Raw genomic sequence first — 13,335 nt, 5'->3', positions numbered from 1 at the left:
GTAAGTGGCGAACACAAGAAAGAGGCGCTACGTTATTACTATGACGCCCGAAGAAATTATCGAGCTCAGGGGTGAATTGAGTCGCGAGGAATTCGCGGAACTCGTCGGCGTGACGCCACTTACGGTCTATCGCTGGGAGCTCGACCCTTCGGCCAACGAATCGAGACGTCCACAGCGTCGACTCCTCAAACGTCTGCGCGAAGTCGCGCAAACCCGCGACACACCGCGTCTTGAGCCCCCAAGGTCCATCGCGTCTACTCCTCGGCCGGTGCCCAAGAAGAACGGTCATTTTCACCCCGGCAACCTCAGCGCTGAGGCCAAAGAGGCCTTCGAACTGATCATGGCGGCTCAATGGCATGAGGCTGATGTAGTCATCCTCCAGCTCTTTTCTTCTGTCGACGAATCCGATGCTGTCGCCGGGCAAGTCGCTCAAGCCCTGATGAAACTGCTTTGGAAGAATGATGTGCGAGGAGCCTTCGCACTTTTGGCCCCTGTGATCCGTCAGTCGGATGAGCTCGGTACGGAACTCGCGGGGAGACTCCACCTTACCGCCGCACTCCTCTTCTCCTGTCCAGACGGGCAAATCTTTAGTGCCGGGCGCGTTTCATCCCATGTCGCCCGGGCCGAAAAGCTACTCGAAGAACCTGATTTGATCGCCCTTTTGCGCGTAGCCGAGCTCTGGGCCGCCTATCACTTTGGCGACGCCAACCTCATGGCCAGAATCCGAGAGGAAAAAGATCACGAACTCGTCGCGCGCAGTGCTCTCGTCAGAAGACTGCTCCAAGAGGTTCAAGCGCTCGAAACCTATCTCTCGGGATGCGTCGTGGACGCGATCGCACAATTTGAAGAGACCATCGAGGCCGCTTTTGAAAACGACTTTCCCCTCGTAGCCGTGAGGGCCACCGCTTTGCTTGCCTCGGTCGAACTCTTCGCCGCCACGCCTGTCGACGAAGTGCAAGCAAAGCTCAAACGCGCCAGAGATACCGCCAATTTACACCGACTCGAACCCGGTTGGGTCACGCTCGCCCTCGAGGCGGCATGGGCAGAATGCCTCTCTCGCCGAGGCGAATTCGACGAATGTCTCGAACACCTCCAACGGTCTCGGGAGCTAGCCCGAAGCGCCCAATGGCCTCCCGTTGAACTGGTCTACACGTGGGCCCGTGTGCTCTACCTGACAGGGGATATCGTCGGATTGAGAAACCTCCCCGATAAGATCCTCGTGGTATCGGGCGGACACCGGTCCACCTTGACCCGCTCTGCGCTCACCTTCGCCGAAGCCCTGCTTAACTTCTCCGAGAATCTTTCGCTTTCCGCCAATAAGTTCGCACTTGCAGGTGAGCTTGAACTCGAGTGTGGCACCCTGCCTCAACTCAAATCCTACGCCTTCAGCATGGCGTTTTATGCGGCCACCTTAAACCGCGAGCCGGCGAGCGCGACTGAGTATCTTCGACGCGCTGAACAGGCGCTGGAGAGGGTGCCGCTCTACTGGACCACCGCAGTCCTCAGACTCTTTAAGTCCGTACAAGCAGCCCTTGATTCACGCGTCGATGAAGCCGAACAACACGTCGATGCCGCCGAAACGGCGTTTCGAAGGGTCGCGGATCAGGCTCAATGTTTGCTCGCCGCCAGAGTTCGCTTGATGAACGCCTTCCTCCTTGGCCATGACGTGGCGGCGGAGTTTGAAGAGTCAGATCAGGCATGGGAGGAGCTCGGTCTTGAAGTTCCGGCTCCGTATCGCATCGAGGCCGTCGAGCGTCTCCGAGACGAGCGTTATGCCTATCCGCGCGGACAATGCGCTACACGAGACGTCGTGTTCAGTGGCGCGCATCTACTCGCGGTGTATATGAACCGCCTGAGCGTGCGCGGGTTGAGCGTCGCACAGATCCTCGAAGAACTTTTCGACGTGACGAAAGACCTCCTGGGTATCCCCGATTCATGCCTGACAGTCGAAGAACTCACGTCCACCGGTGTTCAAACGCTATTTAAGACGGGCCCCGAACCCAGCGCGTTTATCGAGTTTGGAGACGGATTGGGGAGGCGTTTTAGACTCGGCCTCTCCGCCTCCATTCCACGCGATCAGTACACCGCGCTCAACCTTTTGACGCATGTGGCGAGCCTTGCCATGGAGGCGACTTCGTTGCGAGCATCTCGAAGCCTCGCCCGCTCCGTAACCTACGAGGACCACACGCCGGTGGTCATCCCGGGCTTCATCGCCAAAGCTGAAGTCACCAAGAGATTGGTCCAAGAGATTCAAAGGCTCGGAAACTCGAGGGCCAGTGTGCTTATCGGGGGTGAATCCGGGGTCGGCAAAGAGGTCGTCGCACACGCCGTCTACTCCATGTCCACTCGAAAGAACCGAGCCTTCGTGACGTTCAACTGTTCGGCTGTACCGCGTGAGCTTTTTGAAGGACAGCTCTTTGGCTACCGAAAGGGGGCGTTCACGGGAGCAACGAGTCACCACCCTGGCGTGATACGTGCCGCTGATGGAGGTACTCTTTTCCTCGATGAAATCGGGGATCTCCCCCTGGACCTGCAACCAAAATTGCTTCGTTTCCTCGAAAACGGCGAGGTCTTCCCACTAGGTGAGACGCACGCCACAAAGGTCGATGTTCGAGTGATCGCCGCGACGCATCGCGATCTCGAACAGATGGTCAAAGAAGGCAAGTTTAGAGAGGACCTCTATTACCGCCTCGCCGTGGTATCGCTTGAAATCCCACCTCTGAGGGAGCGGCCCGAAGATATCGCCCCGATCGCGCAACACTTCATCGAGCAATTCGAAGACGAGAACCCACCGAAGCTCGCTCAGGATGCCGCCGAGCGACTGCGTCGGCATGAATGGCCCGGAAATGTTCGAGAACTAAGAAATGTGATCGAGCGCTCCCTGGCTTATACGCCGCTGCCCAAGGTGCTGACGGCCGCCGATCTCAGGTTCTAGGCGCGGATGCCTTGCAGGGTTCCGGCTCCATAGTCCCCAAAGATCATTCCGTTGTTTCCAAATTGCCCCTCGATTCCAAAGACTTCCAGCAACGAGACGTGTAGATTAGCCAAGGGCACTCCATCCGCCTGAACGCGCTGACCTGTGGTCTGCACGTGATTCTGAGCGCCAAAAATCAATGGGCAAACCCGCGAATGGTCATGCACCGTGCCGATTCCCATGCTCGGCATGACCAAAACCATCGTGTTATCCAAAAGGCTTGAACCATCGATGTCTGGCGTGTCCTGAAGCATGGTCAACAACCCCGCGATCTGTTGAGCATGCCAGGTTTCTACGCGGCGAAGTTGTCCTGGGTCTCCATGTGAAATCGCGTGATGTTGGCCTGGAGCGCCGAGGAAATCGTGTGTGCGTTGGCTCAAACCGAACTCGATCATGAATGAAATCACGCGCGTTTGGTCGCATTGGAACGCGAGTTTCATGATCTCCTGGAACGCGCCGACGCGCTCCTGATAGGCCAGAGTGCCCCCAGGTGCGGCAGCTGGCAAAGGGCACGCGTCAGTGACCGCCTCGGAGGTCAAGCGCTGTTCTACCTCCCTAAAGGACGTGAAATACGCCTCAAGCCGTGTCTTATCTTCGCTCCCCAACTTCCGCTCGAGGTCGTGTGCGTCTTCGAGCACAAAGTCCAACAATGAGCGCCTGGAAATCTTGCGAATCTCCGCTTTTTCGCCCTTGAGGCCGTCAACGCTCGTATCGAAAAGTTGATCGAATGCGCGTGCGGGATTGATGGTCGGGATCAAAGGCTGCCCCGGGGCCGCCCACGAAATGCATTGCGTATATGGACAAGGTGAGCCACCGACATCGCAAGTCGCCGGCTCGCCCGCACTAAACTGGAGCGACTTAAATCGACTCATGCCGCCAACCTCTTGAGCCACGTACTGGTCCAGAGTAGTGTTGCACTTGAGCCCCGCAAGGTCTGGGAACCTAACGCCTGACATCACTGTAGAAGTTCCCATCGCGTGCGCTGCGCCGGGACTTTCACGTGCCGCGATATTATCCAGGTTGACCACCGAAAGGGCTCGGTTCGCAAAGGGCTGAAGCGCTGCGGATTCGGCTGGAAAACTCAGCGCACCGCTACCGCCGCTCGGAACCCACCATTCGGGCACTCGGCCATTCGGCAGGAAATAGACCAGAAGCCGTGGTGCCCCACCAGACTGCGCGCTCGCCGTTCCTGCACTAAAGAATTCAAGGGTGGGCAGGGCGAGTGTGGCTCCAAGGGCCCCTTTGAGCCAGGTTCTTCGGGAAATATGGCGCATCTTCACTCTCCTCTACTTCAGCTCGACCGGGTAGCTAAACGCCGGTGAAAGCACAATCGCTGTGATCAAATCAGACATTGTGGTGGTCAAAATCTCGCCATCTCCACTCATCGCTTCGATATCAGCCTGAGTCGGCTTTCGACCGATGGCGTAGGTCAAGAGCTTCTTCGACACACACATCACAAAGTCCTCACGGTCCACCATGGCAACCATTTCCTTCGCACCCCTAAAATCACCCAGACCAGGCAATTCACCTCTTGAGTCCAGGTTAGGATCATCCACCCAACGCCCGGCACCATCGTAAACTTCAAAGCCCATGCCCAATACGTCAAGGTAGAGGTGGCAGCTCGAACACGCAGGGTCATTGCGGTGCATCTCCAGACGCTCACGCATCGAAAGACCACTCGAAGCCTCCAAAAGCTGTCCGATCTCTAGCCCTGGTGGTGGCGGTGGTACGGGCGAACACAACATCTGGTCCGCAATAAAGGAGCCTCGTTTGATGGGTGAGGAGTGGTCGGTATCCGAACGTGCAGTCAACCACGCGCTCAATTCCAAAACGCCCGAGCGCTCGTCGGCTCCGACCTCGGTCCGAACGAACCCATCTCCCTCAGGTGCCGCAACACCAAGATGTTGCGAAAGTGCGATGTTTCGCCACGCAAAATCAGGTTCCAACATCGTTGAAATCGGGTTCGGCCGCTCCAGATAGTCCAAGAAGAAGAGTTTCGATTCCTGCATCATCGCGTCGCGCACATCTTCATTGAAGGTCGGATAAGCCTCGGTGCTCGGAGAAGCTTGCTCAAGATGCCTTAGATCGAGCCATTGCTCCGCAAAACCGTCCGCGAGCGCCTGAGCCTTTGGGTCATCGAGCATCCATGCAACCGTCTCTCGAACGCCTGCGGGCGAGCCTAGCGTCCCGTCGGCCGCCGCTGCGAGCAGCCGATCGTCCGGTGTGGAGCTCCAAATGAAGTACGAGAGGCGACTCGCAAGAACCCACGGATCGAGCAAATCAGGCGAATTGGCGTCTTCTACGGTCCGATAACGGAAAAGGAATTTCGGCGAGGTCAAAACCGCCCGAAGCCCAAGCTTTAAGGCGTCTTCAGGTGTCTCGCCGTGTCTCAAGAACGTGTCGAAAAGCCCTCGGATCTTGGTTGTCTCAGTGTCGCTCAAAGGCCGCCGCCAAGCCCTCTCGGAAAAACCCATCAACGTCTCGAGTGCACAACCATCCTGTGCGAAATCGCAGGTCACAAAATGCTCGTATGCGGGTCCCTGGCGCTCAGCCAGAGTCTCGATTCGCACCCAGTCCACCATGATATCGTTGCCGCGATTCGCGGGCGCATCCTCTTCGAAATTTAACGCCGCGATCGAGACGCCGTGGGAGCCGGGCACCGTCTCAAGCGTATAAACCATGTCCTGCATCGCGCCTGGAAGGTCGAAGTCGAAATCCTGGCCTGCGACACTTAGGCGCATTCTCGGGGTCGCGGCTCCTCCATTGACGTATCCCTGAGCCCTAATGATCACTCGGTATTGCCCCGCCTCGCTGAGAGACACCGTGGCGTCTGCGCGACCGCCCCTCAGGCGTACAATCCCGCCAATCGTGTTGTCGGCGCGGTTGATCGAATACGTCCAACGCGGATCATCTTCTTCGAGCTGGCTCGAGAAGACCGGGCGTGTCGCGAAAGCATCCTCGACCGCTACACGAGCCGCCTCCACGTAGTTATCCATCAAAGAAGGCGTGACCGTCAGCGCCGACGAGATATTATCGAACCCCTCCACGGAAGCATCCGGTGGGAAGTTGTTCGCAGGTTCCAGGTCAACGCCGAGAAGATCCTGAATGGTGTTGTTGTATTCAAGGCGGTTGAGTCGGTGCAAAGAGGCCTGCGGGGTCAGCTTCGCCTCGGTTTCCTCTTCCTCCCCACCGACAAGAACTGGAGCTCCGTCCGCGAACATCTGAAGTTTCCCTTCACAGCCCGCAGCCATCATCGCACACAAAAATATCTGAGTTGCTCGCTTCATGAGTCAAACAGTGTTTCATGATCTGTGCCACATGCTTCAAAGTGGTTGGCACGCATCCTGCGATGTTAAACCCCAGAAGTAGTTTGATCCGTGTACTTACCCCCTGAAATAGAGGGCAAGACCGGGTTTTCAGAGTTGATCGTGGTACTCGCACCACGGATAAGAGTACCCGATGTGGTCTAATGTACCCATATGTAAGATGCCAAATTTTGGCCAGGAGAATTTCATGTTGAGATGTCTAGTTTTTGCACTTATCGCGTTGATGATGGGGTGCACGGAGAACGTCAGCACCCAGGCAAGCGGGCTTGAGCCCGGCCAAGATGACCGAATGCCGGCCAATGAGGTCGAGGTTGTGATCTCCGACATGACCGCGGGAGTCGTCGAGAGCCCCATCCCATTCATGCAGGTTGGATTCATATTTGACGCCGAAGACCCAGCAATCCGATTCCGAGTCCTGGATACTATGACGAGGACTTGGACCGATTGGGATGACGCTGAAATCACCTGGACCGAAGATATCCATCACGTGGGACGTATCATCTTGACGTCCCCTGCCTCGGCCATCGAAATCCAGCGAACAGGCCCTGTGATCGACGGAAAGCTCGAGTTCATGCCCGAAGTCTACGCGACCGACCGACTCGCCCGCGATCTCCCGTTCGAGACCGAGTTCGACACTCAGATCCTGCGCGAAGCAACCCAGACGCCCCCAACCCTACAAAGGCTTCCAGATGGGGCTCAATTGCGCACACAACATCAAGCCGTTGCGCCTTCGAGTCTCGTCATCTCCAGGAGCGGATGGGGCGCGAGGAATCCCGGAAAGATCTGCGGAAGCGCTCACAATCCGTACCGCATGACCATTCACCACACCGCGGCACCGTCCACCGACGGCTCCGACCCCGCAATCAGAATGCGTCAAATGCAGGCCTATCATATCGACTCCAACGGCTGGTGCGACCTCGGCTATCACTTCGTGACCAGCCAGAGCGGTAGAATCTATCAGGGCCGAAACCACGAAGGTCGCGTCGGTGCTCATACCGGAAACACCAACACAGGAAATGTCGGCATCTCGATGATCGGCAACTTTGAGGTGCAAACTCTCGGGTCCGCACAGCGTGACGCAACCGTCCGCATCACCAAATGGGTCACAAATACCTATGGGATCGCTGTCAACCGCACACGAATCAAGGGCCACAAGGAGTGGCCAGGGCAAAGCACGGCTTGCCCCGGTCGAAACTTCATGTCCCAATTCAATAACTTCATCAGTCGCGTCAACGGCGCGACCACGCCCACCACTCCAACCACACCAACACCTGAGCCTGAGCCAGATCCCGTCTACGATATCGCGCATCACGTGCAAAATATCGTGCTCGAACCCATGGCCGATCTCAATGCCGATGGCCTCGCCGATATCTGTATCCGAGACAAAGACGGCATCGACTGCCGTGTCTCGACCCGAGACGGTTTCGGCGCATCTATTCGTGGGCCGGAACTCAAGGACTCGAGCGGTTGGGGCGGAACCGACAACTACGCGACCATCCGCGCCGGAGACATCAACGGTGATGGCATGGCCGACCTCTGCGCCCGTGCAAACGCCGGAATGCGATGTTGGATTTTCGATGGCGAGAAGTTTGGACCATCGATCACCGGCCCCGCATGGAGCGACGATGCGGGCTTCAACCGTGTTTCGCAATACGCCACGATCCAGATGCCAGATATCAACGGCGACGGCATGGCCGACCTCTGCGCGCGCAAGAAGGAAGGCCTTGAGTGCGCAATCTCCACAGGCGAAGGATTTGGCACTCCCTTCATGGGGCCGCTACTTCGTGACGCCGACGGATGGGACAAGCCCGAGTACTTCGGAACGATTCGGTTTGCGGATATCAACGGGGACGGGAAGTCAGACGTTTGCGCGCGCAACGCGACTACGATTCGTTGCTTCCTTAGCAAAGGAGACGGCTTCGAAGCAGGAGTCTCAGGTCCCGGATGGACCAACGAAAACGGTTGGGACAACTTTCACTACTGGAGCACCATTCGACTCGTGGATCTCGACAACGACGGCGCCGCAGATATCTGTGCGCGCGCAGCCGCTGGCATTCTCTGCCATCTCGCAGACGGCGAGGGAGGCTTCGGGCCGCGAATTGAAGGCCCTGGTCTGAGCAACCAGTCTGGTTGGGACGATATGAGCAACTACGACACCATCAGGTACGCCGATGTCACAGGCGATGGGCGACTTGACCTCTGTGCTCGTGCGAACGCTGGCATGCAGTGCTGGCCTTTTGACGGCGAGAAATTCGGCGATGGTTGGTCTCCCGGACCCATGAAAGATGATTCTGGCTGGGACAATGAACAGTTCTACAGAACCATCTCCATGGCGGATATCAACGGCGATGGAATGGCCGATGTCTGCGCGCGTGCTTCTCAGAACTACGTGTGTTGGGTGTCGACGGGTTCAGGCTTCAACCCCACCTTGGTCGCAGGCCCAGCATGGTCAAATGCCGCCGGCTACTCGGATGTTAAGTACTACTCCACCACCCGTCTCTTTGGCCCGATTCGCCCGCTTCCTCCCGAGCCAGGGCCAGAAGAGCCAGGCCAACCGGGTACCCCGCCTGAAATGCCAGGGAACAATGAGAGTCCCGATCCCAACCCTAATCCCACAGATGGCGAAGATGTGGACTGGGGCGACCAGGTAGACCCTGACGCCCAACCCACCGACCTCGCCGTCAGCGACGGTTGTTCAACGTCTGGCGCCATACCGAGCTTGTGGCTCTTGTTGTTCGCAGTACACGCGGGCTCTGTCCGCGTGAGACGGAAGAGGGGCCGCGCTTAACCTAGGTCAGCGCACCAAAAATTGTCTTAGATAGTGATTTGGCGAAGCCCGAATCAAGTTCTCCACCAAAAAGCAGGCGAAACCAAATCGGGGAGATGACCAGATCTCGTAGCAATTCGAGGTCTGGTTTCTTGCCCAGATCGCCTCGAGCTTCGGCGTCTCGGAGGATGGACTCCAATGGGTTCAAATACTCGGCGAGCAATTCTTTGCGATAGACCTTCAAGAACCCTGAATCACCCTGCGCATCTCCAATCAGGCCGCGCAGAATGGATAGCCGTGTCGGATCGTTCAATGACTCAACAATACCCTTCAACCATTTGTCCAAGTCTTGCTTGAGCTTGCCCGTACCAGGGGCAGGCACGGCCTCAAGGCCAACTTCCCCCAGAACCTCCATCATGATTTCACCGCGAGTCTGCCACCACCGGTAGATGGTCTGTTTGCCCACTCGAGCCCGCTTGGCAATCTCGTCTACGGTGATTCCGTTGTATCCCCGCTCGGCCATGATCTCCAAGGATGCAGCCACAATTCGCTGCCGGCTTGCCTCACTTCGTTTCCTTCCAGGTCTGGGCATCTCTCCTCCAATCTAAAGCCTCAGTAGAGACCAGCGAGCTCTCGTTTCAGGTCACGTCGTGAAAGGTCCGTCACGGCCTCGCGAACGTCTTTGCCCTCGTGAATCACAAGGTAAACCTGCTCACAAATAGGCATCTCGACGTTCATCTTCTTCGCCAGATGATAGACGCTCTCCGAAGTCTTGACACCTTCGGCCACCATATTCATGTCGTCCAGAATTTCCTTGATCGTCATGCCTTGACCAAGCTTGTACCCAAGCGTTCGGTTACGACTCAAACCGCCAGTACACGTCAGCACGAGGTCGCCCATACCCGCCAAACCCGAGAGCGTGAGCGGGTTAGCGCCTAGTCGAACCGCAAGGCGCGTCATCTCGTTGAGGCCGCGCGTAATCATGCCCGAAGACGCATTATGCCCAAGATCCATGGCCGTAATCGCACCGGAGGCGATCGCGATCACATTCTTGAGCGCACCACCGATCTCTACACCCGGCACGTCCGAAGACGTGTAACACCTGAACAATTCGCTGCTGAAAACGCGCTGCACGTGCTCGGCGAGCTTGTGGTTATAGGAGGCAACCGTGACGGCCGTAGGCTTTTGAGCCGCGACTTCTTTCGCGAAAGACGGCCCCGAGAGGTAGCAGAGATAAGGATGGCAGTGGATCGGAAGCACATCCTCCATGATGTCGGAGACCAACATCAAGGTCTCATTCTCAATCCCTTTCGAAGCACTCACAATCGGAACGCCCACCGGGATTTCATCTTTGATTTCTGAGATCACACGCCGCACCACGTGGCTCGGAGGCACACTGAGAATCAGCTCTTTACCGCGAACACAGGTATGAAGGTCGCCGGTGGCGCTCAGGTTATCGGGGAGCCGAAACCCAGGAAGATAGAGCGTGTTCTCGTGCTTCTCGTTGATCTCTTTGACGAGTTCGGGCTCGTACGCCCAAATCTCGACCTCATGGCCGTTCTCAGCCAGAAGCTTGGCCAACGCCGTTCCCCAAGAACCAGCCCCGATCACTCCGATCTTCAAACCTTCGTGTTTCATCTCATCTCCTCAAAATCGTAGAATCTGGACTTAGCACGCATTCTCAGTCTTCGCGAATGCGGCGCCGCAACATTCGAAGCGTTTCCGCCGGCCGACCAAAGACTTCCTTGAGCCGAGAATTGGCTGCTCGCATGTCTTCAACGAGGTAGAGCGCGATCAAATCGATCAGCGCATAGGCCGCCGCGGCGTTATTCTCGAACATGTCCTGAAAAGCCTCGCGTTCAAGAACAAGTACTTCCGAGCGCTCCAGGGCGGTGGCCGAACTATAATAGTCAGAGTCTCCCACCAGCGCCGACCATGACAAGACTTCGCCCGGAACCTTGAACGTCTGAACCAGCGTCTTCGTCTGGGTCTGGATTCGGCGCTCAAAGGAGCCCGAAAGCAAGATGTAACAGGCGTGGCGCGACTCTCCGAGGCTCCAAAGTGGTTGTGCACTCACCACCACTCGAGTGGTACATCGCTCCACCAACTCGTGAATCTCTGCGTCCGTAAAGTTCGAGAACTCTTCTGCCACGCGAAGGGCATCAAAAACATTTTGCTTGTTCATACTTTATGCATCCTCGCCAGAAGGTCGTGAACTTGAGCCTCGAACTCATCGATATGAGACGCCGGATCGGAGAAAACCTCGTTCAGTCGGGCATCTGACTTGCGCCTGCGGTCCGCCAGAATCTCAGCGAGATTCAGAATCAAACGGTACGCCGCTCGGTTTCGAACCACCCGCAACTTCTGAAACGCATCCCGCGTGAGCCGAAACGCCTGCACATCACAGAGAGCGATCACCGATGCCGAGCGCTTGGTATCTCCTTCCAGAATCGACATCTCGCCAACTACCGAACCCGCCCCGAGCTGCGCCAGCACCACGTCGTCATCAACGCCACTACTCGTGCGAACCTCGAGCTCCCCGGATTCAACCAGGTACATCGCATCCGCCGGATCACCCTCATCAAAAAGAGTCTCTCCCGCACCGAAGCTCACTGGCTCACTCGCCCGAAGCAGCTGCCGAATCTCGCGGGAATTCAGCCCCTGAAAGATCTCCAGATTGTCGAAGACCGTCTCGGCAATCGACTCCGATTCCATGTCCGATATCTCATTCATTTGGCGTGCCTCGGCAAGATTGTTCCTTATAGTGTGCGTCATCTAAGCCTCTTGGCGCAACCTATCTCGATGAAGTTTCAAAAAAATTGCACAAAAAAGATTCAAACCCCCGACCAAGTGTTACGAAAGCGGCTCTCGGCGCGGTTAAGTTCGCGAAAAAAGATCTGAATAACTCGCTGAGTCGCCCGTCTGAACAATCGACACCCGATTTGGAATGAACATGAAACGCGACATCGTTAAAAGAGTTAAGGAGGAGACAATGAAGCCAGTCAAACTCGGAATGCTCAGTGCCATAGCATTTGCCACCTTCAGTACGGGATGCTTAATTGTCTCGGAACACGAGGAATACGGCGAGTGCTATGAAGACTGTTACAGCTACACCGTCTGTGAAACCTACTGTGATTACTGGGAGTGTTGGGACTCGTGTTGGGAAGAAGTTTCCTGCACCACCTACTGCCCAGATAACGTCTCAGTACCCGTGGTCGAATGCTACTCCGCTGTAGATTGTGGCGAGGGACAAATCTGCGTCAACGACTACTGCCAGCCGCTCGACACCGAGGAAACCGGCGTCTCCGGCCTTTGTCAGGTCTGTGAAACCAATGCCGACTGTGGTGAGCCAGGCGCACTCTGCGTACAGCTCAACTACGACCAGGCTACCTCCACTGGCGAAAAAGTCTGCGGCCGCACATGTGAGTACAATCACGAGTGTCCTGCAGGCTTCGAATGTATCAACGTGAGCCAGGAAGCCGGGACTCCAGCACAATGTCTGCCTGTCCTCGGTGAGTTCGAAAAGCGAACCTGCAACCCATCACCTGAGCTCGAGTGTGTACGCGCAACCGACTGTGGTGTGGGAGAGTCCTGCGTCAACAACAGCTGTAAAGCTCCACGCGAAGACGCAGAGTGCTCCTCGAACAACCCATGCCCATCCGGTCAAGAGTGCCGTAACTTCGCATGTGTGGCCGCTGACGTGCCTGAGTGCACCACCCGCAGCGAGTGCCCAAGCGGCAACCTCTGCATCGACGGAGACTGTGTTGAAGCCGCTGAATCATGTGTCTTCAACTCCGAGTGTGACGGTGGACGATGTGTCGATGGTCAGTGCCGCTCAACCTGCTCCGACAACTCCGAGTGCGCTAACGGCGAGCAATGCCGAGCAGGACTCTGTGACCCAGTGGAATGTCAGAGAAGTGCTGACTGTGCTGCCGGTAACATCTGTGTCGACGCTCAGTGCTTCGATACATGCAACGCCGCAACTGGCGTGGGCTGCGAAACTGGATACGCATGTAACGGAAACGGCTACTGCGAAGTGGACCCGAACGTTGAGTGCCGCAGCAACGCCGAATGTGGCGACCAAATCTGCGAGAATGGTGCGTGTATCAGCCCTTGTACCTGCAACCAAGACTGCAGTACCGGCGAAGTCTGCAACCTGAACTCCGGCGCATGTGAGGCTGCTTCCGCACCGATCACCAGCTGCGAAGACAGCTGCGATTGCCCAAGCGGTCAAACCTGCACCGAAGGTGCCTGCGGCTAATCGCGCT

The 13,335-nt window shown here is 56.8% G+C and carries 9 protein-coding genes; 3 read left to right on the top strand and 6 right to left on the bottom strand.

Going from position 1 to position 13,335, the window contains the following annotated elements; translation table 11 throughout:
• Window positions 1-40: 40 nt before the first annotated feature.
• Window positions 41-2,935 carry a sigma 54-interacting transcriptional regulator gene (locus tag FRD01_RS10890; protein WP_146959523.1) on the top strand — a complete coding sequence of 965 codons (2,895 nt, stop codon included), beginning with the start codon at window positions 41-43 and terminating at the stop codon, window positions 2,933-2,935.
• Here the strand turns inward: FRD01_RS10890 and FRD01_RS10885 are convergent.
• Window positions 2,932-4,248 (bottom strand): DUF1552 domain-containing protein, encoded by a 1,317-nt coding sequence (locus FRD01_RS10885; protein WP_146959521.1) that lies wholly within the window; start codon window positions 4,246-4,248, stop codon window positions 2,932-2,934. The two genes, FRD01_RS10890 and FRD01_RS10885, sit on opposite strands and share 4 nt — an antisense overlap.
• 12 nt (window positions 4,249-4,260) lie before the next feature.
• Window positions 4,261-6,261, bottom strand: a complete 2,001-nt coding sequence (locus FRD01_RS10880) for a DUF1592 domain-containing protein (protein ID WP_146959519.1) — start codon at window positions 6,259-6,261, stop codon at window positions 4,261-4,263.
• A gap of 226 nt (window positions 6,262-6,487) precedes the next feature.
• Between FRD01_RS10880 and FRD01_RS10875 the strand changes: the two genes are divergently transcribed.
• Window positions 6,488-9,088, top strand: a complete 2,601-nt coding sequence (locus FRD01_RS10875; RefSeq protein ID WP_249756180.1) for an FG-GAP-like repeat-containing protein — start codon at window positions 6,488-6,490, stop codon at window positions 9,086-9,088.
• A 1-nt stretch (window position 9,089) separates the two neighbouring features.
• On the opposite strand, the gene FRD01_RS10870 is transcribed toward FRD01_RS10875, so the two are convergent.
• Genes FRD01_RS10870 through FRD01_RS10855 form a run of 4 tightly spaced genes read right to left on the bottom strand, consistent with a single transcriptional unit; the run spans window position 9,090 to window position 11,800 of the window.
• A complete protein-coding gene (locus FRD01_RS10870; RefSeq protein ID WP_146959516.1) occupies window positions 9,090-9,659 on the bottom strand; it encodes a TetR/AcrR family transcriptional regulator in 570 nt (189 codons plus the stop codon).
• Between the two features lie 20 nt (window positions 9,660-9,679).
• A complete protein-coding gene (locus FRD01_RS10865; protein WP_146963932.1) occupies window positions 9,680-10,690 on the bottom strand; it encodes an NAD(P)H-dependent glycerol-3-phosphate dehydrogenase in 1,011 nt (336 codons plus the stop codon).
• Window positions 10,691-10,748: 58 nt separating this feature from the next.
• A complete protein-coding gene (locus tag FRD01_RS10860; protein WP_146959515.1) occupies window positions 10,749-11,252 on the bottom strand; it encodes a Crp/Fnr family transcriptional regulator in 504 nt (167 codons plus the stop codon).
• Window positions 11,249-11,800 (bottom strand): cyclic nucleotide-binding domain-containing protein, encoded by a 552-nt coding sequence (locus FRD01_RS10855; RefSeq protein ID WP_249756178.1) that lies wholly within the window; start codon window positions 11,798-11,800, stop codon window positions 11,249-11,251. The genes FRD01_RS10860 and FRD01_RS10855 overlap by 4 nt, the downstream gene beginning before the upstream one ends.
• A 259-nt stretch (window positions 11,801-12,059) precedes the next feature.
• Between FRD01_RS10855 and FRD01_RS10850 the strand changes: the two genes are divergently transcribed.
• Window positions 12,060-13,328, top strand: a complete 1,269-nt coding sequence (locus FRD01_RS10850) for a hypothetical protein (protein WP_146959511.1) — start codon at window positions 12,060-12,062, stop codon at window positions 13,326-13,328.
• The last annotated feature ends 7 nt before the right edge of the window (window positions 13,329-13,335 follow it).

Origin of the sequence: Microvenator marinus (assembly GCF_007993755.1) — a bacterium.
Classification (GTDB): Bacteria; Myxococcota_A; Bradymonadia; order Bradymonadales; family Bradymonadaceae; genus Allomicrovenator; species Allomicrovenator marinus.
This window is presented reverse-complemented; position numbering and strand designations above follow the sequence as displayed.